This window comes from Streptomyces sp. NPDC006923, from assembly GCF_040635655.1.
Taxonomy (GTDB): domain Bacteria; phylum Actinomycetota; class Actinomycetes; order Streptomycetales; family Streptomycetaceae; genus Streptomyces.
The window spans coordinates 62,148-88,746 of record NZ_JBEYIF010000002.1; the positions used below are offsets into that span (position 1 = coordinate 62,148).

A 26,599-nucleotide genomic window follows, 5' to 3' on the forward strand; every position below is an offset into this window, starting at 1 on the left:
AGACAGTTGGGGCTTTCTCTCCTCACGGGCCGGGGGGAGCCTCCTGGATCAGGTGGCCTCGGCTCCGCGAGGGGATCGGGGGAGCTGGATCATCCGGAGTGGGGTGTCCATCCGCTCCATTTGGCGGTCGTGCATTGTCAGCAGTTCCTGGACGCACTCCCGGCAGGCGTACAGAGGGGTCACACCCTCGGCGCTGGAGATCTCGCCGAAGCTGGTCACCCGGGTCCCCTTGCGAGGGCAGCGGAAGCACGAGCCCATTTTGTAGTCGTATGCCGCGATCAGGACGCCCAGGCAGTCCGTCGGGGTGGGCTCGGGGAGGGGAACGGTCACCTCGCCCCTTGGGCCGGCCCGGTCACGGTGAGCTTCTCGGGGTCCTCAGCCACCCAGTTCTCGCCCATGCCCCAGATGGGCCGGAGGATGAACCTGCTCCCTCCCTGGACGTCGGTCACGATGGCCTTCCTGTCGGTGGCCCCGTCGTGCACCTGATCGCCAACCCACGCCTTCCCGTCCTTCACGCCTCCTCCACCCGCATCTCGCCCCAGACCTGCTTGCCCCAGTTGTAGAGATCGGTGCCCCAGCGTTGGGTCAGCGAGTCGACGATCACGAGGCCCCGGCCCCGGATCTGGTCGCCGTTGGAGTCGGTCCGCATCATCGGGATGACCTTCGAGCGGTCGACGACACCGAGGCGGACGCAGCTCTCCGAGGGGCGGGAGACGATCACGCGGATCGAGTCGAAGCGGCCGTGGTCCACGGCGTTCGAGACCAGCTCGGTGATGATCACCGTGGCGTCATCAATCCGGGACCGGGTCGGCGACTCAGCCGAAGCCGAAGCCGCCTCCCACAACGCCCTGGCCAGCATCCCGATGGAGTTCCGCAGGAACCGGGCCCTGGCCACCACACGCCTCGCGCTGTGCCAGCTCCACCAGCGCGACATCAACCAGGCATGCACCACGGCCGCCACGGTCTTCCCTCTGATGTCCGGTAACCCGATCCCCGGCCGGATGCGCTCCCTCCTCGGTGACTACTACCGGGACTTGATCACTCTTGCGCCGGACGCCTCAGTCGCCCGAGAGTGGGGCGACCGTTACCGCACCGAATGGAGCCGACTGTGAGCGCCGCTGAGCTGGACATCCGCCGCTTCGGGCATGACGACCTGCCACAGATCCGGCAGACGATCATCGACCTGCACGCCGCAGCGGCGGGCCCCGACCGGGACGACGACTTCAAGAAAAGGTTCCCCTGGTTCGTGGACCACTGGGGCGGCAACGAGGACTTCGCCTGCGTGATCGCGTACGACGGTGAGGAGGCGGTGGGCTTCGCGTACGGTGCTCCGGCCGCTGACGGCCGCGAGTGGTGGAGGGAGCACGTCGACACTCCGCCGGAGAAGACGCTGACCTTCTCGTACTCCGAGCTGGCCGTCCACCCGAAGAAGCGGAAGCAGGGCGTGGCGGACGCCCTCTCCCGGGCTCTCCTGGACGAGCGGCCCGAGGACCTCGCCGTCCTCCTGGTGGACGTCAAGCACCCCCGCGTGCAGGCGCTGTACGAGGACTGGGGCTTCCGGAAGGTCGGGGAACGTCAGCCCTTCCCGGACTCCCCGGTGTACGCCGTGATGCTCGCGGAGCTTCCGCTCTCCTCGTGATTCGTGCGGCCCGTCGCCGTCGTCCCCAAGAGCAGCGCGGGCCGCTCTGCTGAACATCTCCAGGGCCACTTCGACGTCTGAGGTCGCGGTGAACTGGCGCAGGTGCATGACCTCGTTCCTGAGCGCTGCGACAGCCGGCCGAGTAGATGTCCTCCAAGGAAGTTGTGCCACCGCGCCCGGCCCCACCAGGTGAGACGTAACGCGCCATTGACGCGGTCCCGGCCCAGGTCTAGCGTCCCTCTCCGGTCGTACTTCATACGTCATATATGAAACACGCTGCCCGAGATGAGCGCCGATGACCTTTGCGCCCGCCCCGATCCCCTCCCGCACCCAATACATTCTGGAAGCGGTCAAGCGCGCCATCCTCACCGGCGGGCTGCGCCCGGGACAGCCGCTGGTCGAAGCCGAACTGGCCGCACGGTTCGGGGTGTCGAAGACGCCGGTGCGTGAGGCGCTCAAGACGCTCGCCGGTACCGGGCTGGTCGTGATGAGCCAGTACAAGGGCGTCACCGTACGGACCGTGGACGCCACGATGGCGCGCGAGGTGTACGACGTACGGCTGCTGCTGGAGCCCGAGGCGCTGCGGCGCACCGTCGTCGGCGGCGCACCGCTCGGGGACGCCGCGCGGGCGCTCTCGCGCGCCGACGCGGCGGCCGACACCGCCGAACGGTCCCTGGCCAACCGGGACTTCCACCGTGCGCTGGCCCTGCCGTGCGGCAATCCGCTGCTGGTGCGGATGCTGGACGAGATCCGTGACCAGTCGGCGCTGGTGGCTTCCGTCGCCTGGGCCGCCGAGCCGACCTGGCATCGCGAGGCGGCCGAGCACCGGGACATTCTGCGGCTGGCCCGGGACGGCGACGCCGACGGCGCGGCCCGCGCCCTGCGTGACCACATCGCCCGCTTTGTCGAGCGGGCCTTCCCGGGAGGTGCCGTCGTATGACCACCGTGGATCTCACCGCCGTCCGAGCGGCGCTGGCGGATGTCGTCGCCATTCCGGTCACGCCGTTCGCCGAGGACGGGACCGTCGACCGTGACGCGTACCGGGCGCTTCTTCGCCGGCTGACCGGAAGCGGCGTGCGGACCCTCACCCCGAACGGCAATACCGGTGAGTTCTACGCGCTCTCACCCGAGGAGCGTTCGCTGCTGACGGAGCTGGCCGTCGCCGAGGCGGGTGACCGGGCCCAGGTGCTGGTCGGCGTCGGACACGATCTCAGCACCGCCGTCGCGGCGGCCCGGCACGCCAGGGACGCCGGAGCGGCCATGGTCATGGTGCATCAGCCGGTGCATCCGTATGTCGCGGAGGAGGGCTGGGCCGACTACCAGCGGACCGTCGCCGACGCCGTCCCGGAGCTGGGCGTGGTCCCGTACGTCCGCGATCCGCGGCTGAGCGGCGAAACGCTGGCCCGGCTGGGCGCGCTCTGTCCGAATGTCGTCGCGGTGAAGTACGCGGTGCCCGACGCGGCGCGGTTCGCGGCCTTCGCGCGTGACGCGGGTCTGGACCGCTTCGTCTGGATCGCCGGGCTCGCCGAGCTGTACGCGCCGGTCTACTGGGCGGCCGGTGCCACCGGCTTCACCTCGGGACTGGTCAATGTCGCCCCGGATCTGTCGGTCGCGATGCTGGCACGGCTGCGCGCCGGGGACTTTCCGGCCGCCATGGAGGTCTGGGAGCGGATCCGGCCGTTCGAGGAACTGCGCGCCGCCGGGCAGTCCGCCGACAATGTCTCAGTCGTCAAGGAGGCCCTCGCCTCGCTCGGTCTGTGCCGCCGCGAGGTGCGCCCGCCCAGCCGGCCGCTGCCGGACGCGCTGCGCGCCGAGGTCGCGACGCTGGTACGCAGGTGGGGACTGTGAAGGCACCGGAGGAGCTGCGCAGCCATCAGTGGTACGGAACGGACGGGCTGCGGTCGTTCAGTCACCGTGCCCGCACCCGGCAGCTCGGCTATCTCCCGGAGGAGCATCTCGGCAAGCCGGTGATCGCGATCCTGAACACCTGGAGCGACATCAATCCCTGCCATGTGCATCTGCGGGAGCGGGCGCAAGCGGTGAAGCGCGGTGTGTGGCAGGCCGGTGGATTCCCGCTGGAATTCCCGGTCGCCACGCTGTCGGAGACCTTCCAGAAGCCGACGCCCATGCTGTACCGGAATCTCCTCGCCATGGAGACCGAGGAGTTGCTGCGCTCCTATCCGGTGGACGGCGCGGTGCTGATGGGCGGCTGCGACAAGACGACCCCGGCGCTGCTGATGGGCGCGGCGAGTGTCGATCTGCCCGCGGTGTTCGTCCCGGCGGGCCCGATGCTGCCGGGTCACTGGCGAAACGAAGTGCTCGGTTCCGGCACCGACATGTGGAAGTACTGGGACGACCGGCGGGCCGGGCTGATCGGTGACCGTGAGCTGGCGGAGCTGGAGAACGGCCTGGCCCGCTCCCCCGGTCACTGCATGACGATGGGCACCGCCTCCACCCTCACCGCGGCGGCCGAGGCGCTGGGTGTCACCGTGCCGGGCGCCTCGTCCATACCCGCGGTGGACTCCGGGCACGAGCGGATGGCCGCCGCGTCGGGCCGGGTGATCGTGGATCTCGTCCGGCGGGATCTGCGGCTGTCGCGGATTCTGACGCGGGAGGCGTACGAGGACGCGGTCACCACCGTGCTCGCCCTGGGCGGTTCGACCAACGCCGTCATCCATCTCATCGCGATGGCCGGGCGTTCGGGTGTACGGCTCACGCTGGACGACTTCGACCGGGTCGCCCGGGCGGTGCCGGTGCTGGCGAATCTGCGCCCCGGCGGCCGCTATCTGATGGAGGACTTCCACTTCGCGGGCGGGCTGCCGGCGTTTCTGTCGCGGCTGACGGATCTGCTGCATCCGGACCGGCCGACCGTGGCGGGACCGACGCTGCGTGCGCAGCTCGACGGCGCGCGCGTGCACAATCCCGAGGTGATCCGTCCTCGTGACCGGCCGCTGGCGCCGGAGGGCGGCGTGGCCGTGCTGCGGGGCAATCTCTGTCCCGACGGTGCGGTGATCAAGCACATCGCCGCGGATCCGGCGCTGCTGAGGCACACCGGGCCCGCCATGGTCTTCGACGACTACCGGACCATGCAGCGGACCATCGACGATCCCGCGCTCGGTATCACCGCGGACCATGTGCTGGTCCTGCGCAACGCGGGCCCCCGGGGCGGGCCGGGTATGCCGGAGTACGGGATGCTGCCGATTCCGGACCATCTGCTGCGGCAGGGGGTCCGTGACATGGTGCGGATCTCCGACGCCCGGATGAGCGGCACGAGTTATGGCGCGTGTGTACTGCATGTGGCGCCCGAGTCCCATGTCGGCGGACCCCTCGCGCTGGTGCGCACCGGCGATCCGATCACCCTCGATGTCGCCGCGCGCACCCTGCGGCTGGAGGTCGCCGACGAGGAGCTGGCCCGGCGGCGCAGCCGCTGGACACCGCCGCCGGAGCGGTACGGACGGGGCTACGGGGCGCTCTACAGCGAGCAGATCACCCAGGCCGACACGGGGTGCGACTTCGCGTTCCTGTCCCGTCCCGGCGAAGTGCCCGATCCGTACGCCGGCTGACCGCCGGGGCGGTCGGCGGGTCAGCCGGCCGGCGGGTCAGCCGCCGAAGGCGGTGGCGGGCAGGCCCTGTCCCGCGTCCGGCAGGACGAGCAGGGAGCCGGAGAGCGGATGCGGGCGCTCGATGCCGGTGCGGGCCGTGGTGATGTAGAGGTCCCGCAGTCCGGGGCCGCCGAAGGCGCAGGAGGTGGGGCGCCGTACGGGCAGTTCCACGGTGCGGTCCAGCGCGCCCTCGGGGGTGTAGCGGCGTATCTGCCCGCCGTCCCAGAGGGCCGCCCAGACACAGCCGTCGGCGTCGACGGTGAGCCCGTCCGGGACACCGGCGCCGGGCTCGACGGTGGCCAGCGCCCGCCGGCCGGTGATGCGGTCGCCCTCCATATGGAAGCGGTCGATACGGCCGGTGGGGCTGTCGATGTAGTACATCGTCCGGCCGTCGGGGCTCCAGCCCGTGCCGTTGCCCACGGTGACGGTCAGTGCCTCGGCGGCCGATCCGTCCGGTGCCACCCGGATCAGGGTGCCGCCTCCGGGGGCCTCGTCGTAGCGCATGCTGCCGGCCCAGAGCGATCCGTCCGGGGCGACGGCCGCGTCATTGCCGCGGCGGCCGGGCACCGGATCGTGGAGCAGCCAGGAGAACGTCCCCGCGGCGTCGTACACGCCGATGCCGTCCCGGAGGTTGACCACCAGACCGCCACCGGCGCGCGGTTTGGCCGCGCCGACATGCTGTCCGGTCACCAGGACGGTACGGCCGCCGTCGGACGGGTCGTAGGTGTGGACGCGTGAGGAGAGTATGTCGACCCAGATCAGCCGGCCGGACGCGGCGTCCCAGGTGGGGCCCTCGCCGAGCCGGGCGCTCGCCCGTACGGCGACCTCGGCCCTCATGGCCGCACCCGGTGGCCGAGGCGCCCGGAGAGCGCGCCGGCGCCCTTGACGGCCAGCTCCGCCAGTTCGGCCTCGCGCTCGTCGCTCCAGCGGATCATCGGCACGGAGATGGACAGGGCCGCGACGACCCGGCCCGCGCTGTCCCGTACCGGCGCGGCCACACAGCTCACATCGGGGTTGGACTCGCGGTGCTCTGCGGCGACACCGCGCTCCCTGATCCCGGCCAGTTCGGCGCGCAGGACCTCCGGGTCGGTCACGCTGTTGGGTGTCATCGCGGTGAACTCGTGCCCGGCGAAACGGACTTCCAGCTCGGACTCGGGCAGTGAGGCGAGCAGCATCTTGCCGACCGAGGTGCAGTGTGCGGGCAGCCTGCGTCCGGCGGCGGAGACCATCCGGACCGCGTGGGTGGAGTCGACCTTCGCGATGTAGATGACGTCGGTGTGTTCGAGGATGGCGACATGGACGGTCTCGTCGCAGGTCTCCGCGACCTCGCGGGCGACCTGTTCGCCCTCCGCGGCGAGGTCGAGCTGTTCCGCGTACCGGCTGCCGAGCTGATAGGTGCGCACACCGAGCCGGTAGCGGCCGGGCTGTCCCGGCACAGGCACCACATAGGAGCGGGCGGCGAGCGTGGTGAGCAGCTCGTGGGCGGTGGTGCGCGGCAGTTGGAGCCTGCGGATCACATCGGGAGCCGAGAGTGTGCCGTCGCCCTCCAGGAACAGTTCGAGTATGTCCAGGGCCCGCGTCACCGCGGGGACCAGCCGTCCCATGGCCGACCACCACCCTTTCTGTTCGGTGCTCCGGCATTTCGTTCGGTACTCCGGCCAGTGGCCGGAATGACGAACAGGCTAGCCGTTGCGCAACCCATTGACACCCCCCGGACTGCCTGAATACGGTCGCGCCACCATTTCGAACGTGTGACGAAATACCGAACACACCCTGAGGACTACTGCCTTGCGCATTACCGGAATCACCACGCATGTCGTCGGCACGCCCTGGCGCAACCTCACCTATGTGCTCGTCCACACCGACGAAGGTCTCACCGGAGTCGGTGAGACCCGGATGCTCGGCAGGACGGACGCGCTGCTCGGCTATCTCCGCGAGGCCGAGGCCAATCACATCGCCGGGTCCGATCCGTTCGCGGTCGAGGACCTGGTACGCCGCATGAAGTACGGCGACTTCGGGCGGGCCGGCGAGATCGTGATGTCGGGCATCGCGGTCGTCGAGATGGCCTGCTGGGACATCAAGGGCAAGGCGCTCGGCGTGCCGGTGTGGCAGTTGCTCGGCGGCAAGGTCACGGACCGGGTGAAGGCGTACGCCAACGGCTGGTACACCACCGAGCGCACCCCGGACGCCTACCACAAGGCGGCCGGGGCGGTGGTGGAGCGCGGCTACCGGGCCCTGAAGATCGATCCGTTCGGCACCGGGCACTTCGAGCTGGACCGGGCGGCGTCGAACGACGCGGTGGCGCTGATCGAGGCGGTGCGGGACGCGATCGGGCCCGACACCGAGCTGATGCTGGAGATGCACGGGCGGTTCAGCCCGGCGACCGCGGTCCGGCTGGCGCGCGAGCTGGCGCCGTACGCCCCGGCCTGGCTGGAGGAGCCGGTCCCGCCGGAGAACCTCAAGGCGCTGCGCAAGGTGGCCGACAAGGTTGAGCTGCCGATCGCGACCGGCGAACGCATCCATGACCGCATCGAGTTCCGTGAGCTCTTCGAGTCCGGCGCCGCCGACATCATCCAGCCGGACGTCGGGCACATCGGCGGCATCCTGGAGGCCAGGAAGCTGGCCGCGACGGCCGAGACTCACTACACACTGATCGCGCCGCACAATGTCGGCGGCTCCGTGCTGACCGCGGCCAGCCTGCAACTCGCCGCCTGCACACCGAACTTCAAAATCCTGGAGCACTTCAACGACTTCGCGGACGCGGAGATCAAGAAGGTCGTCAGGGGCGCTCCGCGGGTCGATCCCGCCACGGGCTGCTTCGAGGTGTCGCACGCGCCGGGTCTCGGGGTCGAGTTCGACGCGGAGGCGGCGGCCGAGTTCCCGCAGCAGCAGGCCCGGTTCGACCTGTGGGCCGAGGGCTGGGAGAAGCGCGACCCCGGGGCATCGAGATGAGCAGCCGGGCGATCGTGCTCGACCGGCCGGGTGTCCACCGGCTGGTGACCGGGGCCGAACCGGTGCCCGGCCCCGGCGAGGTGCTGGTACGGGTCGCGGCGGCCGGTATCTGTATGAGCGACCGCGAGGTGTACGACGGCCGCCGCGACGCGGCCTATGTGCGCTATCCGGTGACACCCGGCCATGAGTGGTCGGGGACGGTCGAGGCGGTGGGCGAGGGCGTCGATCCGGCGCTCACCGGCCGCCGGACCGTCGCCGAGGGGTTCCGCGCCTGCGGGAGCTGCGCCCGGTGCCGGGCCGGCGAGACCTCGCTGTGCACCGCCGGTTACGACGAGACGGGCTTCACCCGGCCCGGCGGCTTCGCCGACCATGTCGTGGTGCCCGCCGCGCTGTTGCATCCGCTCGCCGATGACGCGGACCTGCGGGCCGCCGCCCTGCTGGAGCCCGCCGCGGTGGTGGCCGCGGCCGTGCGGCCCTGCCGTCCCGAGCCGGGCGAGCGGATCGCGGTGGTCGGAGCGGGGACGCTGGGCCTGCTCGCCGTACAGCTCCTCGCCGCCCACTCCCCCGGTGAACTGACGGTGATCGACCCGCGGACCGAACGCACCAGGCTCGCCCGGCTGTTCGGGGCGACCGGGGCCCGCGCCCCGGACACCACGGAGGAGCTGCACGGCCGGTACGACCTGGTCGTCGAGACCGCCGGGGCGCCGGCCACCGCGGCCTCCTCGTGTCTGCTGGCGCGGCGCGGTGGCCGGGTGGTGCTGACCGGGCTGTTCGCGCCCGGCGCGACCGGTATCGACCCGGTGCATCTGTCGCTGAACCAGCTCACCGTGCGGAGCGTCTTCGGAGCGCCCTCCGCCGCCTGGGCCTACGCCGTACGGGCGTTCACCGCCGGCCTGCTGGACCCCGGGCCGCTGGTCACCCACGAATTCCCGCTGGAGCGGTACGCGGAGGCCGTGGCGCTGGTCGGCGGGGGTGATCCCGGCACCGGAAAGGTGCTGCTGCGTCCGTGACCGGGCCGCGCGCCGGAGCGTACCGAGGCGCGCGCCATCCCCCGAACCTCGTTCGGCATACCGAACACGACAGACCCGCAGGACCGAACCAAAGGACGTGTCCGTGACCGACGCATCAGCCCCCGGCCCCCGCCGCCCCGGCGAGCAGGCGCTCGCCGCGCTCGGCCTGGCCGCGCCCGACGACAACCCCGCGGACGCCTCGCTCCACACCTTTCCCGACGGCGGGCGCTGGCGCACCGAGATCCCCTCCGTCGAAGGGCCCGAATCCCTGGCCGAGGTCCTGAAGGAGTCGGCCCGGCTGGATCTGCCGGTCCACCGCGTCAGCCAGGGCAGCGGCGTCTGGATGCTCTCCGACGCCGACATCACCGAGATGGCCGACGCGTGCGCGGCCCGTTCCATCGAGCTGTGCCTCTTCACCGGGCCGCGCGGGACCTGGGACACCGGCGGTTCGACCCGGAGCGACTCGGGCGGCGCCGGGCTGCGCGCCCGCGGCCATGACGCCGTGGCCGGCTGTGTGGAGGACGCGCTGCGCGCGACGGAGCTCGGTGTGCGGTGTCTGCTCGTCGCCGACGAGGGGGTCCTGTGGTCCCTGCACCGGCTGCGCGCCCGGGGTGTCCTGCCCGCCGACACCACGCTCAAGGTCTCGGCGCTGATCGGCCCCGTCAATCCGGCGTCGTACGCGGTGTTCGAGCACCTCGGGGCCGACTCCATCAATGTCCCCTCGGATCTCACCCTCGCCCATCTCACCGAGATCCGCCGGGCCAGCCGAGCGCCCATGGACCTCTACATCGAGGCGCCCGACGACCTCGGAGGGTATGTGCGGATGTACGAGACGGCGGAGCTGATCCGGCGCGGCGCGCCGCTCTATCTGAAGTTCGGCCTGTCGAAGTCGCCCGGCATCTATCCGTACGGCGCCCAGCTCCGCGAGACCGCCCTCAGCAGCGCCCGGGAACGGGTGCGGCGCGGTCGGCTCGTCCTCGATCTGCTCATCCGGCACGGGGCCGACGGCGGGATGTCACCGCTCGGGTCACGGCTGCCGGGCCCGCTCAGCCGCTTTCCTCTCACCCACGACAAGGACTGATGCCCCCATGCGTACCCGCCGAGCCGCACTCACCGTCACCGCCGTCTCCCTGGTCCTCTCCCTCGCCGCCTGCGGGCAGAGCAGCGAGGGTGGCAGCAAGGAGGAGAAGAAGGGCGGCGAGAGCGCCACCATCGGTATCGCCATGCCGACCAAGTCGTCGGAGCGCTGGATCGCCGACGGCGACAACATGGTCGCCCAGTTCAAGCAGCTCGGCTACCAGACCGACCTCCAGTACGGCGAGGACAATGTCGCCCAGCAGGTCTCCCAGGTCGAGAACATGATCACCAAGGGGGTCGACGTCCTGGTGATCGCGGCCATCGACGGCCGGGCGCTCAGCGATGTCCTCCAGCAGGCCGCCGACCGGAACATCGAGGTGATCTCCTACGACCGGCTGATCCTCGGCACCGAGAACGTCGACTACTACGCGTCCTTCGACAACGAGAAGGTCGGTGTCCTCCAGGCCACCTATCTCATCGACAAGCTCGGTCTGAAGGACGGCGCCAAGAAGGGGCCGTTCAACATCGAGCTGTTCGCGGGCTCGCCGGACGACAACAACACCCGCTACTTCTTCGACGGCGCCTGGAAGACCCTCAAGCCGTACATCGACAAGAAGCAGCTCGTCGTCAGGAGCGGCCAGACCGCGCTGGACCAGATCACCACCTTGCGCTGGGACGGCGGCACCGCGCAGAAGCGGATGGACGACCTGCTCACCAAGGCGTACGGCTCGCAGCAGGTGGACGCGGTCCTCTCGCCGTACGACGGCATCTCCATCGGCATCCTGTCGGCGCTGAAGTCCGACGGTTACGGGACGTCCGCCAAGCCGTATCCGCTGGTCACCGGGCAGGACGCGGAGGTCGCCTCGGTGAAGTCGATCGTCGCGGGCCAGCAGACGCAGACCGTCTACAAGGACACCCGGGCGCTGGCCAAGCAGGCCGTGCAGATGGCGGACGCCGTGCTCAACGACAAGAAGCCCGAGGTCAACGACGACAAGACCTACAACAACGAGGTGAAGGTCGTCCCGGCCTATCTGCTCGACCCGGTCAGCGTCGACAAGTCCAACTACCAGTCGGTGCTGGTGGACTCCGGTTACATCAAGGCGAGTGACCTGACGTGACGCCTCCCGTCCTGGAGATGCGCTCCATCGTGAAGACCTTCCCGGGGGTCAGAGCGCTCTCCGACGTCAGTCTGACCGTCGCCCCGGGCGAGGTGCACGCGGTCTGCGGGGAGAACGGGGCGGGCAAGTCCACCCTGATGAAGGTGCTCAGCGGCGTTCATCCGCACGGGAGTTACGAGGGGGAGATCCTCTTCGAGGGCTCTCCCTGCGCCTTCCGGGACATCAGGGCCAGCGAGGCCCAGGGCATCGTCATCATCCATCAGGAGCTGGCGCTCATCCCCTATCTGTCGATCGCCGAGAACATCTTCCTCGGCAACGAGCACGCCACCAGGGGCATCATCAGCTGGAACGAGACCCTCAGGCACGCCGCGTCGCTGCTCAGGCGGGTGGGGCTGCGGGAGCATCCCGGGACGCGGGTCGCCGACATCGGAGTCGGCAAGCAGCAGCTCGTGGAGATCGCCAAGGCGCTCGCCAAGAAGGTGAAGCTGCTGATCCTGGACGAGCCGACGGCGGCGCTCAACGACGGTGACAGCGCCCAACTGCTGCGGCTCATCCTTGAGTTGAAGTCCCAGGGCATTGCCTCGATCATCATCTCGCACAAGCTGAACGAGATCGCCGAGGTGGCCGACTCCGTCACGATCCTCCGGGACGGCAGGACCATCGAGACCCTCGATGTGAAGGCCGAGTCGACCACCGAGGACCGGATCATCCGGGGCATGGTGGGACGCGACCTCGACCACCGCTTCCCCGAACGCACGCCCTACGAAGGCGACCCCGGGGCGCGGCCCGCGCTCGAAGTGCGCGACTGGACCGTGCACCACCCCATCGATCAGCAGCGCAAGGTCGTCGACGGCGTCTCGGTCACGGTCCGCAGAGGCGAGATCGTCGGCATCGCGGGACTGATGGGCTCGGGCCGCACCGAGCTGGCGATGAGTGTCTTCGGGCGCTCGTACGGCCGCAACATCACCGGGACGGTCTTCAAGGACGGCCGGGAGATCCGTACCCGGACGGTGCCCGAGGCGGTCGGGCACGGCATCGCGTATGTCACCGAGGACCGCAAGCGGTACGGGCTCAACCTCATCGACACCATCGCCAGGAACATCACGATGAGCGCCCTGTCCAAGGTGGCCCGGCACGGGGTGGTCGACGAGCACGAGGAGAGCCGGGTCGCCGAGTCGTACCGCGCGAGCATGAACATCAAGACCCCGTCCGTCTTCGAGCAGGTCGGCCGGCTCTCCGGCGGCAATCAGCAGAAGGTCGTCCTCAGCAAATGGATCTTCGCGGGTCCCGATGTGCTGATCCTCGACGAGCCCACCCGGGGTATCGACGTCGGCGCCAAGTACGAGATCTACACCGTCATCGACCAGCTCGCCGCGCAGGGCAAGGCGGTCGTTTTCATCTCCTCCGAACTCCCCGAGCTGCTCGGTATGTGCGACCGCGTCTACACGATGGCGGCCGGCCGGCTCACCGGTGAGATCCCGAGGGCCGAAGCGACCCAGGAAGTCCTGATGCGCCATATGACCAAGAACACGAGGTAGTCGCCATGGGTCCGGTCACCACCGACACACCGAGGGACGGCACGCCGAAGGGCGGCCCGCCGTCCACCGCGTCCGGGCGCGGCACGGGGGCGCTGCTGCTGGAGGCCGCGCGGCGCAATATGCGGCAGTACGGCATGCTCGTCGCGCTCGGTCTGATCGTCGTGCTGTTCCAGATATGGACCGGCGGTGTGCTGCTCAAGCCGAACAACGTCACCAATCTGGTCCTCCAGAACAGCTACATCCTGGTGCTCGCCATCGGCATGATGATCGTCATCATCGCGGGCCACATCGATCTGTCGGTCGGCTCGCTGGCCGCGTTCGTCTCCGCCGCCTGCGCGGTGATGATGGTCGAGCACAAGGTCCCGTGGGTGCTCGCCACGGTCCTTGGCCTGCTCATCGGCGCGGTCGCCGGGGCCTGGCAGGGCTTCTGGATCGCGTATGTCGGCATCCCGTCGTTCATCGTCACCCTCGCCGGGATGCTGCTGTTCCGCGGCGGTACGCAGATTTTCCTGGGATCGCGCTCGCTCGGGCCATTCCCCGAGGGGTTCCAGAAGATCTCGACCGGCTATCTCCCCGAGATCGGACCGGCGACCAACTACCACAATCTGACACTGCTGCTGGGTGTCGCGCTGCTGGCCTTCGCACTGCTCCAGGAGGTCAGGGACCGGCGCCGGCAGCGGGCGTACGACCTGGAGGTGCTGCCCCGCAATCTGTTCCTGGTCAAGTGTGTGGCGCTGGCCGCCGCCGTGCTCGCCTTCACCATGACGCTGGCCAGCTACCGGGGTGTGCCGGTCGTCCTGCTGCTGCTCGCCGCGCTGCTGATCGGCTTCGGCTATGTGATGCGCAACGCCGTCGTCGGCCGTCATGTGTACGCGCTGGGCGGCAACCAGGCGGCGGCGAAGCTCTCCGGGGTCAAGGACCGGCGGGTCACCTTCCTGGTCTTCGTCAATATGGGCGTGCTCGCCGCGCTGGCCGGCATCGTCTACGCGGCCCGGCTCAACGCGGGTGTCCCCCAGGCGGGCGTGAACTTCGAACTGGAGGCCATCGCGGCCGCGTTCATCGGCGGCGCGTCGATGAGCGGTGGCGTGGGCACGGTGTTCGGCGCGATCATCGGCGGGCTGGTCCTGGGGGTGCTCAACAACGGTATGTCGCTGGTGGGCGTCGGCACGGACTACCAGCAGGTCATCAAGGGACTGGTGCTGTTGGCTGCGGTGGGCTTCGACGTCTGGAACAAACGCCGGGTGGGCGCCTGACGGCCGCTCGCGAGCGCCTCGGGGATGATCGCCTCAGGGATGATGAGGCGTGCTGGGGCACCGAGAGAGGGCGGTTGGGGCATGAGGCTGACGATTCTGGGCGGTGGTGGCTTCCGGGTGCCGCTGGTGTACGGGGCGCTGCTCCGCGACCGGGCCGAGGGCCGGGTCACCCGGGTCACGCTGTACGACGTGGACGCCGGCCGGCTCACCGCTGTCGCCCGGGTGCTGGCCGAGCAGGCGTCGGGCGTGGCGGACGCGCCGGAGATCAGGGTCACCACCGACCTCGACGAGGCCCTGCGCGGCGCGGACTTCGTCTTCTCCGCGATCAGGGTGGGCGGCCTCGAAGGACGCGCGGCCGACGAGCGGGTGGCGCTGGTGCAGGGCGTGCTGGGCCAGGAGACGGTCGGCGCGGGCGGGATCGCGTACGGACTGCGTACGGTCCCGGTCGCGGCCGACATCGCACGGCGGGTGGCGGCGCTGGCTCCGGACGCCTGGGTCATCAACTTCACCAATCCGGCGGGGCTGGTCACCGAGGCCATGTCGCGGATCCTGGGCGACCGTGTCATCGGCATCTGCGACTCTCCGGTCGGTCTGGGCCGCCGTGTCGCGCGGGCGCTGGGAGTGGACCCGGAGGAGGCGTGGTTCGACTACGTCGGGCTCAACCACCTCGGCTGGCTGCGGGGCCTGTGGGTCGGCGGGCGCGACGAGCTGCCCCGGCTGCTGGCCGACTCCGGGGCGCTGGGCTCCGTGGAGGAGGGCAGGCTGTTCGGCGCGGACTGGCTGCGCTCGCTCGGTGCGATCCCCAACGAGTACCTGCACTACTACTACTTCAACCGCGAGACGGTCCGGGCGTACACGGACGCCGAGCGGACGCGGGGCGCGTATCTCCGGGACCAGCAGGCCGGTTTCTACGCGGAGCTGAGCGGCACGGGCGGCGCGGCGGGGTCGGCGCTCGACGCCTGGCACCGTACCCTCGCCGAACGCGAGGCCACCTATATGGCGACCAACCGGGACGCCGCCGGGGTGGGAGACCGGGACGAGGAGGATCTGGAGTCCGGTGGCTACGAGAAGGTCGCCCTCGCGCTGATGCGGGCCGTCGCACGCGACGAGCGCGCCACGCTCATCCTGAATGTCCGCAATCGCTCCACGCTCTCCGTGCTGGACGCGGACGCGGTCGTCGAGGTGCCCTGTCTCGTGGACGCGAACGGCGCTCATCCGGTGGCGGTGGATCCGCTGCCGTCGCACGCGGTCGGTCTTGTCACGGCGGTCAAGGCGGTCGAACGCGAGGTGCTCGCGGCGGCGGAGAGCGGCTCACGGGCGAGCGCGGTGAAGGCGTTCGCGCTGCATCCGCTGGTCGACTCGGTGTCCGTGGCCCGGCGGCTGCTCGACGGCTATACGGAGGTGCACCCCGGGCTGGCCTACCTCCGGGGCTGACCCGCCGGGCGGCGAAGAGCGGCGGCACGCGCGCGGCGCCGCAGCACACCTGAAAGTGCTGCGACGCCGCGCGGTGGTGCGTCACCGAAGTCGTCAGAGCTTACGAGCCACTCCCGCGTAGCCCGGCACCGGCTCGTCGCCGGGGACCGGCACGACCTCGCCCAGCTCGGGACGCCAGTCGGCGGCCAGCGAGACCCCCGGCTCGACCAGTTCAAGTCCCTTGAAGAACTTGGCGAACTCCTCGCGCGAGCGCGGGGCCAGGGTCAGCCCCCGCTGTTTGTAGAGCTCGCGGGCCTTGTCCGCGCTCCCCCGGTCGAAGTCGCCGGTGACATGGGAGAGCACCAGATAGCTGCCGGAGGGCAGCGGGTCGAGCAGACGCCCCACCAGCTCGTAGGCGCCGTCCTCGTCCGAGACGAAGTGCAGCAGCGCGACCAGGGAGAGCGCCACCGGCTTGTCGAGGTCCAGGATCTTCCCGGCCTCCTCGATGATGTTCTCCGGCTCCCGCACATCGGCCTGGACGTACTCCGTGACGCCCTCCGGGGTGCTGCGCAGCAGCGCCTCGGCGTGACGGAGCACGATCGGGTCGTTGTCGGTGTAGACGATCCGGGACTCCGGAGCGACCTCCTGGGCGATCTGATGGAGATTGGGCTCCGTCGGAATGCCCGTGCCGATGTCCAGGAACTGGCGTACCCCGGCGGCGCTGCCGAGCCAGCGGGTGGCGCGGTGCATGAAGGCCCGGTTGACCCGGGCCATGTCCGGACCCCTGGAATCGATGGCGAGAAGCTGCTGCGCCATCTCCTCGTCCACCGGATAGTTGTCCTTGCCTCCGAGTAACCAGTCGTACACCCGCGCCGGGTGGGGCTTGCTGGTGTCGATGGAGTCTTGCCCGGTCATGTGCGCTCCGTGAGTCTCAGGATCGGTGAGCAGGTTCTGTGGAACGGATGGGGCCTGTGGAACCGTGCGTTGCCCAGCGTGTGCGGATCCGAGCCGACCCCGGATCAGGTGAGGAGGAAGTCCGCCTGGCCCGCCTTGGCGCCCTGGATGAAGGCGGCGATCTCGCCGGTCGTGTAGATGAGTGCGGGGCCCTCAGGGTCGGTGGACTGGCGCACGGCGACTCTGCCGTCGGCCAGCTTCATGGCCTCGACGCAGTTCCCGCCATTGCCGCCACTCCACGGCTTGTGCCAGCCCTCGGCACCGAGGTCGGTGGCGGGCATGCCGTTGTATATGGGATCCATTCACAGCTCCTTGCGGACATCCCTGAGGATCTCCTTCGTGCGTTGTGCAGTTGCGGCCTGAGCCGCCATCCGGTCCATGACCTCCAGATGAGTGGCCACCTCGGGACGCGCGTCGAGATAGACGGCCCCGGTCAGGTACTCGCTGTAGATCATGTCCGGCAGTTCGGGTACGGCGAAGCGGAAGATCACGAACGGCCCGTAGGTACCGGGATGGTGCCCGCTCGCGAATTCCGCGACCTGCAGTGTCACATTGGGCATCGCCGCGGCTTCGAGCAGCCGGTCGATCTGCGCCCGCATGACGTCCGGGCTGTTGCCCACGGGGCGGCGCAGCACGGTCTCGTCCATGATCACCCAGAATCTGGGCGCGTCCGTACGCGTGAGCAGGGACTGGCGCTCCATACGGAGTGCCACATGGCGTTCGATCTCCTCGGGCCTGGCCTGTCCCACGGCCCCGGCGTGCATGACCGAGCGCGCGTACTCCTCGGTCTGGAGCAGTCCCGGCACGAAGTGCGGTTCGTACGCCCGCACCAGGGCGGCCGCGCCCTCCAGACTGACGTACATGCTGAACCAGTCCGGCAGGATGTCGTGGAAACGCTGCCACCAGCCGGGTTTGTTGGCCTCCTCGGTGAGTTCGACAAAGGCGTCGGCCTCCGTCTCGGGGATTCCGTAGGCCCTGAGCAGTATCTGCACATACGGGATCTTGAGGGTGACTTCGGCCGTCTCCATCCGGCGGACCGTGGCCGGAGCCACCCTGAGCAGCTTGGCGGCCTCTTCGCGTTTCAGGCCGGCACGCTCGCGCAGATCCTGCAGACGTCTGCCGAGTACGACCTGACCCACGGTCGGGGCTGACCGCGGTTCGCTCACTTTTGAGACCTCCCCATGCACGGTTGCCAGCAGTCTGCCATGCCTCCACGACGAAGAACACGGCACTCTGAAATTTTCAGAGTGCTACTTGCCAAGTGTCCCTGGACGGGTGGAGAGTGGATCGGTGAACCAGTACATGCGGTTCCAGCGCCGTGCCGAGGGAGAGGTATTGCGCATCGCCGCTGCTCCCCCCACCGTTAGGATCGGTCGTGGCACCTGGTAACGCGCTCACTTCACAGCCCACCGCCCTGTGCTCTGGCAACGTTGTCCGGCGCTATGGGTTCGAGCTTCCCGCACGTGTGGAGTCCGTCGGGCGGGCCAGAACGCTGACCCGGGACCGGCTCGCCCAGTGGGGCGTGGCCGACGACACCGCCGAGACCGCCGTGCTGGTCGTGTCGGAGCTCGTGACCAACGCCATCGTGCACGCGGCGGGCGAGCATGTGATCTGTGAGATACGGGAAGGCCGGGGCCACCTGCGGATCGCGGTGGAGGACCAGGGATACGGTCCGACCGGGCCGCAGCTCCACCGGGTCTCCGACGGGGAGGGCGGCCGGGGCCTGCTCCTCATCGACACACTGTGCGACGGCTGGGGAGCGCACGACACCTCGGAGTACAGCCCCGGGCGGGTCGTCTGGGCCGAGCTGCCGTACGGAACGGGGCAGCCGTGTTGAGGACCGCGCTGCACCGTCTCACCCGCGGCCTGCGGACCGAGTACGGCGCCGGACACCCCGGCCGCCGGATCCCGCTCCCCCTGCCGCCCACACTGCCCGCCTCGCTGGGCTGTGACGCGGTGGGCGTGCCCGCGCGGCACGGCTTCCGGCTCATGGCGCGACTGCCCAGGACCGGCTGTGTCTTCGCCGACACCGACTGGTGGTGGTGGATCGTCCCGGCGGGCTCGGACCTGGACCTGACCTGGCCGGCCCCGGCCCGCTACATCGCCGGTACGAACGTGCCCGCCGTCCGCCCGCGACTGATCCACTGGCCCGACGCCCCGACGCCGTACACCCCGCCGATCCCCTTCTACCTCATGGTCTGCCAGCTCGCCGGCACGGCTCCCGCCTGGGCGCCGCACGAAACGCCGGGGACGGTGCCCGTCCGGCAGCACGGCTGATCCACGCCTGTTGGCTCCGGGCGCCCGGTGCGAACAGGCGGGCGGCGGGCAAAGGCGTTACGTTTTTCTGGATGTGTTCCTGTCGGCAGGGCCGGCCGGGAAGGCGGAACGCCCCGGAGCGCGCGGGACGCCTCCGCCGAACGGGACGTTCGTGTCGACGCCCGGACCGGCGGCGCAGCAAAGGACATCCGTGCCATGGACGGACAGGAGTGGCGGCGCCTGCGCGTCCGATTGCCCGGCACCATCGCGACGCACAACCCCGAGCAGGTCTTCTACTACGACACCGACATGACGCCGCGGCGCATGGACTATGTCACCGAGATCCTCGGCGGCACGCTCGTCGCACACTACTCCGGCCGGCCGAAGACCTTCGACGGTCTGGTCTTCCCCACCTGGCGCCGTGTCTTCCGGCGCGATCAGGACGGGACGTCCAATCTCACCATGCCCTCGATAACCATCGACATCGACATCGACAGCATCACGGTCGGACGAGGCGGCTCATCATGACCACTTCCGAGAACCACACCACCGAACACCTGACCCACCGGCTCGATGTGGCACTGCCGGCCCCCTACGAACGGGCCGTCCGGCGTTACGAGGAACTCGTCCCCGCCTACGACGCGGCGCGGTTCGGCCAACTCGCCTCCTGGCAGGCGGTGCTGGACCTCGCGGAGATAAACGCCCCGCATGGGTTCATGATCTACTGGCGCACCGATGTCACGTCCGCCATGGCCGGATCCGGTTCCGGCTGGAAGTGCACCGCGTATCTGATGGGCAATCACACCATCGCCGAGCGCATGTTCCGCCATGATCCCGCCACGATGCTGCACGCGCCGCTGCGCACGGTCATCTACGCGGACGCGCACGGCGGCACCCGGTTCGTGGTGGACCGCCCCAGCTCACTCTTCGACAGCTACGACAACCCGGCCATCGCCGCGGTCGGCGGGGAACTCGACCGGCTCGTCGCCGGTCTGCTCACCCTGCTGGGAGCGACAGTGCCGAAGGAACTCACCGGGGACAGCCCTTAGCATCGGTGCCGGGAGTCTCCGGGGCCTTCCCGGCGGCAGGCGTGTCTTCTGAAAAGAGCCCTCACTCATGCGCAATCTGTTACGCGTAGGACTGACCGGAGTCACCGTGGCCGGTCTGTCCCTCTCGGCGGGTACCGCCACCGCGACGCCGGGCGGTCCGGGTGTCACCGGCCGGATCGTCACCCAGACCACCGTCGCGGGCACGGACTACATCCTGCGGGAGATCACCGTCCCGCCCGGCGAGAGCACCGGCTGGCACTTCCACGACGGGCCTCTCCTCGCGTACGTCAAGCAGGGCACCCTGAGCCACTTCGGCCACACCTGTCAGTCCGACGGCGTCTACCGGGCCGGCAGCGTCGTCACGGAGCCCAGCGGCGCCGGGAATGTGCACATCGGCCGCAACCTCGGCACGATACCGATCGTCCTCGAAGCCCTCTATGTCCTCCCGCACGGCAAGCCGCTCTCCGAGGACGCACCCAACCCCGGCTGCGACTTCCAGTAGCCGCGACGGCGCTCGCGCGCGCCCGAGCGGCCCGGCCACCCGAGGGCCCCGAGCCGCCGGAGGCCACCGGTCAGCCGCGCGCGGGCGCCGGTTCGCCGATCGTCGCGGCGGACCAGGTCCTCCCGTCCGCCGCCAGCAGCTCCGCGATCCGGGCCGGCGGCGGCAGCGGACCGTGGTCCGCCGCTACCCCCAGCGCGGACGCCGCCGTCAGATGGCCGAGCCGCAGGGCGCGCACCGGATCGCCGGACTCACGCAGACCTGCCAGGAAGCCCGCGGCGAAGGCGTCTCCCGCGCCCACCGGTTCGACCACCCGGACCCTCAGGGCCGGGACGGTGTACGGCTGCGGCCCGACAAACGCGGTCGACGCCCGGGAGCCGTCCTTGACCACCAGTGTCCCGGGGCCCGGCAGGAGGCGGCGCACCGACGCCGCGTCGGTGACGGCTCCGCCCCACAGCTCCTGTGCCTCGTCGAGGCCGACAAAGACGATGTCCGCGCGGCCGGCGAGCGAGAGCAGCACCTCCGCGGCCGGTTCGGCGGCGGGCCCGGCCGGCCACAGCGCGGGGCGGTGGTTCACATCGAAACTGACGGGGTGGGGCCGGCCGGGCGACAGGGCCTCCTCCACCAGGGCGCGGCAGCTCGGTGACAGCGCCGGGGTGATACCGGTGAGATGGACAAGTCCCGCGCCCCGTACGGCTTCCGCGCGCAGCACCTCGGGGGTGAGCGCGGAGGCGGCGGAGCCGCGCCGGTAGTAGTGGACCCGGGTGCCGTCCGCCCCGGGGTTCTTGATCAGCAGTCCGGTCGGGCGCGCGGGGTCCGTGCGTACGCCGGAGACATCGACGCCGAAGGCCGCGATCCGTTCCCGGACCCGCCGCCCGAAGGGATCGTCGCCGAGCGCGGACACCCAGCGCGCGGGCACTCCGTGGTCGGCCAGGTACACCGCCACGTTCGACTCGGCGCCCGCGATGTCGACCCGGAGCAGTTCGGCGTCGTCGAGCGGGGCGACCGGGTCGGGGGCGAGCGCGGCCATCGTCTCGCCGATACAGACGACCGGGCCCCGCTCCGGAATCACCGGTGTGTTCATGAGCCGTGCTCCGGGCGGTACGGCGCCGTCGCGAGGCCCGGCACCTCGACCCGTGCGGTGAACACCGCGCCGTCCAGCGGGCCCGGCCGGGACATACCGACGAGGGCGCTGGTGATGTACAGCGTGCGGCCGTCGACGCCGCCCAGGCAGACCCCGGCGGGCTGAGCCGCGGGGACCGCGAGCACCCGGTCGAGAGTGCCGTCCGCCCGGTAGCGGTGGACCGCGCCCTCGCCCCAGACTGCTGTCCACAGCCCGCCCTCCGCGTCGAGGGCCATCCCGTCGGGGCTGCCGGAGTCCAGCGTCGCGAACACCGAGGGACCGCCCAGCTCGCCCGTCGCCGGGTCGACCGGATAGGCGCGGATGACACCGCGGGCGCTGTCGGCGAGGTACATCGTCGTTCCGTCGGCCGAGAAGACCGGGCCGTTCGGCACGGTGAGGCCGTCCAGCACCCGGGTCACCGTCCCGTCGCGGTCGGTCCGGTACAGGGACCCGGCGCCCTCGACGGCGTCGTACGCCATGCTGCCCGCCCAGAACCGGCCGGACGGATCGGCCGTGCCGTCGTTCATCCGCGTCGGTACGGCCGCGGAATCCTCGGGGCGCGCCAGCCACTCGGCCGTACCGTCCGCGCCGAGCAGGCAGATACCGGTGCCCGCGGCGGCGATCCAGTCGCCGGGACGGCCGTCCACCGGTGCCACCGCGCCCAGTGGCACCGGGAGTTCGGCGACGACGTCCAGCCGGTCCGTCTCGGCGGGGCCGTCACCGGCCGGCGCGGAGAGCAGCCGGCCGGCCAGGATGTCGACCAGGACGATCCGGCCGCCGGTCCAGCGGATGCCTTCGCCGAGTTCGAGCCGGTCGGCCCAGCGCGGGGCGGGTGTGTACGCGCCGTTCATCGGCCGTCCTCCGCCGCCTCGCGTATGACATCGAGGAACTCGCCCGCGCGTGTGCGCAGTTCGTCGAGGCCGCCGCCGTCGGCCGCGTCCCCGATCAGCGGCGAGCCGACACCCACGGCCACCGCGCCCCGCGCCAGATACTCCCGCGCGGCCACCGCGTCCACTCCTCCGACGGGCACGAAGGGCAGCTCGGGGAAGGGGCCGCGCAGCGCGCGCAGATAGCCGGGACCGCCTGCCTGCTCCGCCGGAAAGATCTTGAACGCGTCGGCGCCGAGCCGGCGCGCGGCCAGGATGTCCGACGGTGTCATCACCCCGGCGAGGACCGGAAGCCCCAGCTCCCGGGCCGCGGTGATGCCGTCGCTGACCGCCGGTGTGACAACGAAGTCCGCGCCGGCCCGGTGGGCGGCGCGCGCGTCGTCGGCGCTGAGGACCGTCCCCGCGCCGAGTGGCGCGTCCGGGCCGAGCGCGGCTCTGGCGCGGGCGATGACATCAAGTGCGTCGCGGCCGCTGAGGGAGACCTCGACCAGGGTGACGCCTTCCTCGATCAGGGTCAGTACGGTCTTCAGCGCCGCGTCGGCGTCGCCGCCGCGCACAATGCCCAGAAGCCGGTGGGAGCGCAGGGCTGCCAGCAGATCCACGGGAGGGGTTCCTTTCCTGTGTGTACTCACGAGTGGTGGGTCGCCGTCAGCACGAGCCGCCAGCGGACCTCGCCGGACGCCGGGACGCACGCGGCGTCTCCCGCCCCCGCGGCGGCCAGGTCGAAGACCCGCCCGAGCATCGGCTCGACACCGATGGAGCGGTACGGGGCGTCCTCGGGAAAGCCGCCGAGATTGCGCCACAGGGCGACGGAGACGGGCTGGCCCCCGGCCTCGACGGCGAGGCTCAGGACGTCGGCCCCGTCCCGTACGGACACCTCGGCGGTGTCGACCACCGCGCCGAGGGCCGTGCCGTCGTCCGGTCCGAGCCGGTCGAGGGGTACGCCGTCCACCTCGGGCCAGACGCCCGGCGTCCAGCGGGAGCCGCCGTCGGGATAGAGCCGGACGGCCGCGCCGTCCCGCAGGATCACGCGCCCCCGCTCGGAGACGTCCAGCAGCGCGTGCCCGGCCCACAGGAAGCGGTAGCCGGGCTCGGCCGTCAGCCGGTAGTCGACGACCAGCCCCCCGTCCGGGCCGTCATGGATCCGCCGGACCAGCCGGAAGCCGGGACCGCCGACGGACTCCTTGTCGCCGTCCCGACGCCAGGGCCGCGCCCAGGCGTCACCGTGGTCGGGTGTCCCGCGCACGGTGGGAACGCACTCCTCCAGACCGCCCGCGTCCGCGAAGGCGTCTCCGGGCCGGACACCGGCCCTGCGTGGCTCGTCCCGGTGCCAGAGCCATTCGCGGCCGACGCCGTCACCGGCGCCGACCGAGCGCAGCGAGGTCCAACGCCCGCCGTGGGCCGGGTCCGTGCTGATCCGGAGCCGGGACGGTCGCCCGCCCCCCGCCGCTCCGCCCGCCGTCGCATCGCCCGGTTCGCTCACCATTCCGCGAAGGACCCGTCCGTGTGCCGCCACACCGGATTGCGCCAGGCGTGCCCCGTACGGTCGGCCGCCCGTACCGCCCGCTCGTCGACGGTGATACCGAGCCCCGGCAGATCCGTCCTGCGCGCCTTCCCCCCGGTGAACCGGAACGGCTCCGTGTCGACGAGATACGACAGCAGATCGGCGTCCTTGTTGTAGTGGATGCCTCTGCTCTGCTCCTGGATGAGGAAGTTCGGTGTGCTGAAGGCGAGTTGCAGACTGGCGGCGAGCGCGATCGGTCCGAGCGGGCAGTGCGGCGCGAGCTGCACCCCGTAGGTCTCGGCGAGCGTGGCGATCCGGTGGACCTCCGAGATGCCGCCGGCGTGCGAGAGATCGGGCTGGGCGACGGCGATGCCCGCGGCGAGCGCGGGCAGGAACTCCGCCCGCCCGTAGAGGCGTTCACCCGTGGCGATGGGCACCGGGCTGGCGGCCACCAGCGAGGCCAGCAGATGTCCCTGCTCCGGCAGCAGCGGTTCCTCCGCGAACAGCGGGTGCAGCGGGCCGATCTCGCTCAGCACCCGGCGGGCGGAGGCGGGACTGAACCGGCCGTGGAAGTCGACCGCCACATCGCGGTGCGGCCCGAGGACCTCCCGCGCCGCGGCGACCCGTTCCACCACGGCCGCCGTCTCGGCGGGCGTGGTGATCGGCGAGGTGCGCCCGGCCGCGTTCATCTTGACGGCGGTGAACCCGGCCTCGACCTGTTCGGTGATCTCCTCCGTGAGCCGGGCCGGTTCGTCGCCGCCGACCCAGGCGTACACCCGGATCTCGTCCCGTACCGGTCCGCCGAGCAGGCCGTGCACCGGCGCGCCGTAGGTCTTGCCCGCGATGTCCCACAGCGCCTGGTCGATGCCGGCGACGGCGCTGGAGAGCACCGGGCCGCCGCGGTAGAAGCCGCCCTTGCTCAGTACCTGCCAGTGGTCCTGGATCCGCAGCGGGTCCTGGCCCACGAGGTATTCGGCGAGGACGCCGACCGCGGCCCGTACCACCTCGGCCCGGCCCTCGACCACCGGCTCGCCCCAGCCGACCACACCGTCGTCGGTCTCGATGCGGCAGAACAGCCAGCGGGGCGGGACGAGGAACGTTTCGACGCGAGCGATCTTCACTTCGCCTCGGAGCCTTTCGTGTGGGGGGTGCCATGGACCTTGTCCAGGTCACGTACCGCCTGGTCGAGCAGGACGCGCATGGCGTGTTCCGCCGCGTCCCGGTCTCTCGCCCGGACGGCGTCGAGCACGGCGCGGTGGCTGGGCACCGGGTCCTCGCCGTGCGGGGAGCTGTGCACGATCTGGTCGCGGTGGGCGAGACCGGACTCGATGACCATCTCCATGCGTTCCAGCAGTTCGTTGTGGGTGGCGGCGAGCAGCGCGCGGTGGAAGGCGAGGTCGGCCTCGACCGCGTGGGCGGCTCCGCCGTCCTCCTCGCCCATCGCCGTCAGCGCCGCCTCCAGCGCGGCGAGATCGGCGTCGGTGCGGCGCTCGGCGGCCAGCCGCACGGCGGCCGGCTCGATGATGCCGCGCACCTCGCCGAGGTTGTGCAGCAGCCCGATGTCGGCGCCGGCCCCCGCGCCGGTGCCGCCGGCGAACTGCCAGCGCAGTACGTCCGCGTCCAGCAGATTCCAGTCGGCGCGTGGCCTCACGAAGGTGCCGCGCTTCTGCCGTGCGTCGACCATCCCCTTGGCCGCGAGTACCTTCAGCGATTCGCGCAGTGCGGTCAGACTGACGTCCAACTCGTCCTGCAACGCCACGAGATCGAGTGTCGCCCCCTCGGGAATCTCCCCGCTGAGCACCCGGCGCGCGAGAGTCTCCACGGTCTGGCCGTGCACTCCGCGGCGCGCGTACGGCGTCATGTCGTTATGCCTTTCTGCTGGTCGGGTGGGGTACGGCGATCTGCTGCACGCCGGTCAGGCCGAGGCCTTCACAACGCTCCAGCCGCCGTCCACGAGCAGGCTCGTTCCCGTGATGTAGGAGGCTTCGCCGGCCGCGAGGAAGGCGATCGCGGCGGCGACCTCCTCCGGGGTCCCGAAGCGGCGCGCCGCGGTCTCGGCGACACTGCGCTCCCGGTCCTCGTCCGGCACCCGGTCCCAGGCGGCGGTGAGGATCGGGCCGGGCAGCACGGCGTTGACCCGTACGTCCGGCCCGTACTCCACGGCGAGCTGTCCGCAGAGCGAGAGCAGCGCGCCCTTGGAGGCGGCGTAGGCGGGGTGTCCCGGGATGCCCTTGTGCGCGTGGACGGAGGAGGTCAGCACCACCGCGCCGCGCTGTGCGCGCAGATCGGGCAGGACGGCCCTGAAGCCGAGGAATCCGCCGGTGAGATTCACGGCGAGCTGCCGTTCCCAGGAGGCGAGGGACATCTCGTGGGCGGGAGCGACCTCCACCGTGTAGGCGTTGCTGACGAACACACCGACGGGTCCGAAGCCGTGTGCGGCGGCCACGATCCGGTCCCAGCCACCCTGGTCCGCGACGTCCGCCGGGACGGCCACGGCGCGGCCGCCGTCCGCGCGGATACGCGCGGCGACGCCTTCCGCGAGGTCCCCGGCGACATCGGCGAGCACCACGGCGGCGCCCTCGGCGGCGAGGCGCTCGGCGGTGGCGGCGCCGATGCCCTGGGCTGCTCCGGTGACCACGGCGACGCGGTCGGTGAAGCGTGCGGTTCCGTTCATGAGACGGGTCGACTCCTTGGGGTGCGAGGGTGCCTGCGGCGCCCTGGCGAC

The 26,599-nt window shown here is 70.9% G+C and carries 32 protein-coding genes; 17 read left to right on the forward strand and 15 right to left on the reverse strand.

All coding sequences use genetic code 11. The features are described from left to right. Positions 1-48: 48 nt before the first annotated feature. From ABZ707_RS03685 to ABZ707_RS03695, 3 genes are read right to left on the reverse strand one after another with little or no spacing between them, the layout of a single operon-like run. Positions 49-330: a hypothetical protein gene (locus tag ABZ707_RS03685; RefSeq protein ID WP_360167152.1), complete on the reverse strand. Its 282-nt coding sequence runs from the start codon at positions 328-330 to the stop codon at positions 49-51. After that, positions 327-515, reverse strand: coding sequence for a hypothetical protein (locus ABZ707_RS03690; protein ID WP_360167155.1), 189 nt, complete (start codon positions 513-515; stop codon positions 327-329). Before ABZ707_RS03690 ends, ABZ707_RS03685 begins: the two co-directional genes overlap by 4 nt. Then, the gene (locus ABZ707_RS03695) at positions 512-859 is read right to left on the reverse strand and encodes an ATP-binding protein (RefSeq protein WP_360167158.1); all 348 of its coding nucleotides are present in this window, start codon (positions 857-859) and stop codon (positions 512-514) included. The genes ABZ707_RS03690 and ABZ707_RS03695 overlap by 4 nt, the downstream gene beginning before the upstream one ends. Here ABZ707_RS03695 and ABZ707_RS03700 point away from each other — a divergent pair. The 5 genes from ABZ707_RS03700 (at position 783) to araD (ending at position 5,202) form a co-directional block, all read left to right on the forward strand. Next, positions 783-1,112, forward strand: a complete 330-nt coding sequence (locus ABZ707_RS03700) for a hypothetical protein (RefSeq protein WP_360168471.1) — start codon at positions 783-785, stop codon at positions 1,110-1,112. The genes ABZ707_RS03695 and ABZ707_RS03700 overlap by 77 nt on opposite strands. Then, complete coding sequence (locus tag ABZ707_RS03705) at positions 1,109-1,639, forward strand: GNAT family N-acetyltransferase (protein ID WP_360167161.1); 531 nt, start codon at positions 1,109-1,111, stop codon at positions 1,637-1,639. Before ABZ707_RS03700 ends, ABZ707_RS03705 begins: the two co-directional genes overlap by 4 nt. 295 nt (positions 1,640-1,934) lie before the next feature. Continuing rightward, complete coding sequence (locus ABZ707_RS03710) at positions 1,935-2,579, forward strand: GntR family transcriptional regulator (RefSeq protein ID WP_360167164.1); 645 nt, start codon at positions 1,935-1,937, stop codon at positions 2,577-2,579. Next, positions 2,576-3,487 (forward strand): dihydrodipicolinate synthase family protein, encoded by a 912-nt coding sequence (locus ABZ707_RS03715; protein ID WP_360167167.1) that lies wholly within the window; start codon positions 2,576-2,578, stop codon positions 3,485-3,487. Before ABZ707_RS03710 ends, ABZ707_RS03715 begins: the two co-directional genes overlap by 4 nt. Next, on the forward strand, positions 3,484-5,202 hold the full coding sequence (gene araD, locus ABZ707_RS03720; protein WP_360167170.1) for an L-arabinonate dehydratase: 1,719 nt from the start codon (positions 3,484-3,486) through the stop codon (positions 5,200-5,202). Before ABZ707_RS03715 ends, araD begins: the two co-directional genes overlap by 4 nt. Positions 5,203-5,238: 36 nt before the next feature. On the opposite strand, the gene ABZ707_RS03725 is transcribed toward araD, so the two are convergent. Continuing rightward, positions 5,239-6,078, reverse strand: a complete 840-nt coding sequence (locus ABZ707_RS03725; protein ID WP_360167173.1) for an SMP-30/gluconolactonase/LRE family protein — start codon at positions 6,076-6,078, stop codon at positions 5,239-5,241. Beyond that, complete coding sequence (locus ABZ707_RS03730) at positions 6,075-6,845, reverse strand: IclR family transcriptional regulator (protein WP_360167176.1); 771 nt, start codon at positions 6,843-6,845, stop codon at positions 6,075-6,077. Before ABZ707_RS03730 ends, ABZ707_RS03725 begins: the two co-directional genes overlap by 4 nt. 184 nt (positions 6,846-7,029) lie before the next feature. On the opposite strand from ABZ707_RS03730, the gene ABZ707_RS03735 reads away from it, so the two are divergent. The 7 genes from ABZ707_RS03735 to ABZ707_RS03765 all read left to right on the forward strand — a co-directional run bounded on the left by ABZ707_RS03735 (position 7,030) and on the right by ABZ707_RS03765 (position 15,623). Further along, positions 7,030-8,193 (forward strand): mandelate racemase/muconate lactonizing enzyme family protein, encoded by a 1,164-nt coding sequence (locus ABZ707_RS03735; protein WP_360167179.1) that lies wholly within the window; start codon positions 7,030-7,032, stop codon positions 8,191-8,193. Beyond that, positions 8,184-9,203 (forward strand): alcohol dehydrogenase catalytic domain-containing protein, encoded by a 1,020-nt coding sequence (locus ABZ707_RS03740; protein ID WP_360168405.1) that lies wholly within the window; start codon positions 8,184-8,186, stop codon positions 9,201-9,203. The genes ABZ707_RS03735 and ABZ707_RS03740 overlap by 10 nt, the downstream gene beginning before the upstream one ends. A gap of 103 nt (positions 9,204-9,306) precedes the next feature. Continuing rightward, entirely contained in the window at positions 9,307-10,284 is a 978-nt protein-coding gene (locus ABZ707_RS03745; RefSeq protein WP_360167182.1) for a hypothetical protein, read from the forward strand. Positions 10,285-10,291: 7 nt separating this feature from the next. Continuing rightward, entirely contained in the window at positions 10,292-11,398 is a 1,107-nt protein-coding gene (chvE, locus tag ABZ707_RS03750; protein WP_360167185.1) for a multiple monosaccharide ABC transporter substrate-binding protein, read from the forward strand. After that, the gene (gene mmsA / locus ABZ707_RS03755) at positions 11,395-12,936 is read left to right on the forward strand and encodes a multiple monosaccharide ABC transporter ATP-binding protein (protein ID WP_360167188.1); all 1,542 of its coding nucleotides are present in this window, start codon (positions 11,395-11,397) and stop codon (positions 12,934-12,936) included. The genes chvE and mmsA overlap by 4 nt, the downstream gene beginning before the upstream one ends. 5 nt (positions 12,937-12,941) lie before the next feature. Beyond that, a complete protein-coding gene (gene mmsB, locus ABZ707_RS03760) occupies positions 12,942-14,189 on the forward strand; it encodes a multiple monosaccharide ABC transporter permease (RefSeq protein ID WP_360167191.1) in 1,248 nt (415 codons plus the stop codon). An 81-nt stretch (positions 14,190-14,270) separates the two neighbouring features. Further along, positions 14,271-15,623, forward strand: coding sequence for a 6-phospho-beta-glucosidase (locus ABZ707_RS03765; protein ID WP_360167194.1), 1,353 nt, complete (start codon positions 14,271-14,273; stop codon positions 15,621-15,623). Between the two features lie 93 nt (positions 15,624-15,716). On the opposite strand, the gene ABZ707_RS03770 is transcribed toward ABZ707_RS03765, so the two are convergent. The 3 genes from ABZ707_RS03770 to ABZ707_RS03780 all read right to left on the reverse strand — a co-directional run bounded on the left by ABZ707_RS03770 (position 15,717) and on the right by ABZ707_RS03780 (position 17,722). After that, a complete protein-coding gene (locus tag ABZ707_RS03770; RefSeq protein WP_360167197.1) occupies positions 15,717-16,517 on the reverse strand; it encodes an SAM-dependent methyltransferase in 801 nt (266 codons plus the stop codon). A 104-nt stretch (positions 16,518-16,621) separates the two neighbouring features. Then, on the reverse strand, positions 16,622-16,858 hold the full coding sequence (locus ABZ707_RS03775; protein ID WP_319683252.1) for a DUF397 domain-containing protein: 237 nt from the start codon (positions 16,856-16,858) through the stop codon (positions 16,622-16,624). Continuing rightward, positions 16,859-17,722: a helix-turn-helix transcriptional regulator gene (locus ABZ707_RS03780; protein WP_360167202.1), complete on the reverse strand. Its 864-nt coding sequence runs from the start codon at positions 17,720-17,722 to the stop codon at positions 16,859-16,861. Positions 17,723-17,931: 209 nt separating this feature from the next. On the opposite strand from ABZ707_RS03780, the gene ABZ707_RS03785 reads away from it, so the two are divergent. The 5 genes from ABZ707_RS03785 (at position 17,932) to ABZ707_RS03805 (ending at position 20,363) form a co-directional block, all read left to right on the forward strand. Next, on the forward strand, positions 17,932-18,393 hold the full coding sequence (locus ABZ707_RS03785; RefSeq protein WP_360167205.1) for an ATP-binding protein: 462 nt from the start codon (positions 17,932-17,934) through the stop codon (positions 18,391-18,393). A gap of 8 nt (positions 18,394-18,401) precedes the next feature. Beyond that, on the forward strand, positions 18,402-18,833 hold the full coding sequence (locus ABZ707_RS03790) for a hypothetical protein (protein ID WP_360168408.1): 432 nt from the start codon (positions 18,402-18,404) through the stop codon (positions 18,831-18,833). 195 nt (positions 18,834-19,028) lie between these two features. Then, entirely contained in the window at positions 19,029-19,340 is a 312-nt protein-coding gene (locus tag ABZ707_RS03795) for a hypothetical protein (RefSeq protein WP_360167208.1), read from the forward strand. Then, on the forward strand, positions 19,337-19,861 hold the full coding sequence (locus tag ABZ707_RS03800; protein ID WP_360167211.1) for a DUF302 domain-containing protein: 525 nt from the start codon (positions 19,337-19,339) through the stop codon (positions 19,859-19,861). The genes ABZ707_RS03795 and ABZ707_RS03800 overlap by 4 nt, the downstream gene beginning before the upstream one ends. A gap of 67 nt (positions 19,862-19,928) precedes the next feature. Then, on the forward strand, positions 19,929-20,363 hold the full coding sequence (locus ABZ707_RS03805) for a cupin domain-containing protein (RefSeq protein WP_360167214.1): 435 nt from the start codon (positions 19,929-19,931) through the stop codon (positions 20,361-20,363). A gap of 70 nt (positions 20,364-20,433) precedes the next feature. Here ABZ707_RS03805 and ABZ707_RS03810 read toward each other — a convergent pair whose 3' ends face one another. From ABZ707_RS03810 to ABZ707_RS03840, 7 genes are read right to left on the reverse strand one after another with little or no spacing between them, the layout of a single operon-like run. Next, positions 20,434-21,444, reverse strand: coding sequence for a sugar kinase (locus ABZ707_RS03810; RefSeq protein WP_360167217.1), 1,011 nt, complete (start codon positions 21,442-21,444; stop codon positions 20,434-20,436). Next, on the reverse strand, positions 21,441-22,334 hold the full coding sequence (locus ABZ707_RS03815; RefSeq protein ID WP_360167220.1) for an SMP-30/gluconolactonase/LRE family protein: 894 nt from the start codon (positions 22,332-22,334) through the stop codon (positions 21,441-21,443). The genes ABZ707_RS03810 and ABZ707_RS03815 overlap by 4 nt, the downstream gene beginning before the upstream one ends. After that, positions 22,331-22,972, reverse strand: a complete 642-nt coding sequence (locus ABZ707_RS03820; protein WP_360167223.1) for a bifunctional 4-hydroxy-2-oxoglutarate aldolase/2-dehydro-3-deoxy-phosphogluconate aldolase — start codon at positions 22,970-22,972, stop codon at positions 22,331-22,333. Before ABZ707_RS03820 ends, ABZ707_RS03815 begins: the two co-directional genes overlap by 4 nt. A 26-nt stretch (positions 22,973-22,998) precedes the next feature. Continuing rightward, positions 22,999-23,856, reverse strand: coding sequence for a hypothetical protein (locus tag ABZ707_RS03825; protein ID WP_360167226.1), 858 nt, complete (start codon positions 23,854-23,856; stop codon positions 22,999-23,001). After that, positions 23,850-24,995 carry a galactonate dehydratase gene (dgoD, locus tag ABZ707_RS03830; protein WP_360167229.1) on the reverse strand — a complete coding sequence of 382 codons (1,146 nt, stop codon included), beginning with the start codon at positions 24,993-24,995 and terminating at the stop codon, positions 23,850-23,852. The genes ABZ707_RS03825 and dgoD overlap by 7 nt, the downstream gene beginning before the upstream one ends. Next, the gene (locus tag ABZ707_RS03835) at positions 24,992-25,735 is read right to left on the reverse strand and encodes a FadR/GntR family transcriptional regulator (protein ID WP_360167232.1); all 744 of its coding nucleotides are present in this window, start codon (positions 25,733-25,735) and stop codon (positions 24,992-24,994) included. Before ABZ707_RS03835 ends, dgoD begins: the two co-directional genes overlap by 4 nt. A 54-nt stretch (positions 25,736-25,789) precedes the next feature. After that, positions 25,790-26,548: an SDR family NAD(P)-dependent oxidoreductase gene (locus ABZ707_RS03840; protein WP_360167235.1), complete on the reverse strand. Its 759-nt coding sequence runs from the start codon at positions 26,546-26,548 to the stop codon at positions 25,790-25,792. Positions 26,549-26,599: the final 51 nt, after the last annotated feature.

What these genes read in the sequence shown, in the direction of transcription:
- ABZ707_RS03695 (WP_360167158.1), bottom strand. Translation starts at nt 859, where the DNA reads ATGCTGGCCAGGGCGTTGTGGGAGGCGGCTTCGGCTTCGGCTGAGTCG.
- ABZ707_RS03710 (WP_360167164.1), top strand. Translation starts at nt 1,935, where the DNA reads ATGACCTTTGCGCCCGCCCCGATCCCCTCCCGCACCCAATACATTCTG.
- ABZ707_RS03715 (WP_360167167.1), top strand. Translation starts at nt 2,576, where the DNA reads ATGACCACCGTGGATCTCACCGCCGTCCGAGCGGCGCTGGCGGATGTC.
- ABZ707_RS03725 (WP_360167173.1), bottom strand. Translation starts at nt 6,078, where the DNA reads ATGAGGGCCGAGGTCGCCGTACGGGCGAGCGCCCGGCTCGGCGAGGGC.
- ABZ707_RS03730 (WP_360167176.1), bottom strand. Translation starts at nt 6,845, where the DNA reads ATGGGACGGCTGGTCCCCGCGGTGACGCGGGCCCTGGACATACTCGAA.
- chvE (WP_360167185.1), top strand. Translation starts at nt 10,292, where the DNA reads ATGCGTACCCGCCGAGCCGCACTCACCGTCACCGCCGTCTCCCTGGTC.
- mmsB (WP_360167191.1), top strand. Translation starts at nt 12,942, where the DNA reads ATGGGTCCGGTCACCACCGACACACCGAGGGACGGCACGCCGAAGGGC.
- ABZ707_RS03765 (WP_360167194.1), top strand. Translation starts at nt 14,271, where the DNA reads ATGAGGCTGACGATTCTGGGCGGTGGTGGCTTCCGGGTGCCGCTGGTG.
- ABZ707_RS03770 (WP_360167197.1), bottom strand. Translation starts at nt 16,517, where the DNA reads ATGACCGGGCAAGACTCCATCGACACCAGCAAGCCCCACCCGGCGCGG.
- ABZ707_RS03775 (WP_319683252.1), bottom strand. Translation starts at nt 16,858, where the DNA reads ATGGATCCCATATACAACGGCATGCCCGCCACCGACCTCGGTGCCGAG.
- ABZ707_RS03795 (WP_360167208.1), top strand. Translation starts at nt 19,029, where the DNA reads ATGGACGGACAGGAGTGGCGGCGCCTGCGCGTCCGATTGCCCGGCACC.
- ABZ707_RS03800 (WP_360167211.1), top strand. Translation starts at nt 19,337, where the DNA reads ATGACCACTTCCGAGAACCACACCACCGAACACCTGACCCACCGGCTC.
- ABZ707_RS03805 (WP_360167214.1), top strand. Translation starts at nt 19,929, where the DNA reads ATGCGCAATCTGTTACGCGTAGGACTGACCGGAGTCACCGTGGCCGGT.
- ABZ707_RS03810 (WP_360167217.1), bottom strand. Translation starts at nt 21,444, where the DNA reads ATGAACACACCGGTGATTCCGGAGCGGGGCCCGGTCGTCTGTATCGGC.
- ABZ707_RS03815 (WP_360167220.1), bottom strand. Translation starts at nt 22,334, where the DNA reads ATGAACGGCGCGTACACACCCGCCCCGCGCTGGGCCGACCGGCTCGAA.
- ABZ707_RS03825 (WP_360167226.1), bottom strand. Translation starts at nt 23,856, where the DNA reads ATGGTGAGCGAACCGGGCGATGCGACGGCGGGCGGAGCGGCGGGGGGC.
- ABZ707_RS03835 (WP_360167232.1), bottom strand. Translation starts at nt 25,735, where the DNA reads ATGACGCCGTACGCGCGCCGCGGAGTGCACGGCCAGACCGTGGAGACT.
- ABZ707_RS03840 (WP_360167235.1), bottom strand. Translation starts at nt 26,548, where the DNA reads ATGAACGGAACCGCACGCTTCACCGACCGCGTCGCCGTGGTCACCGGA.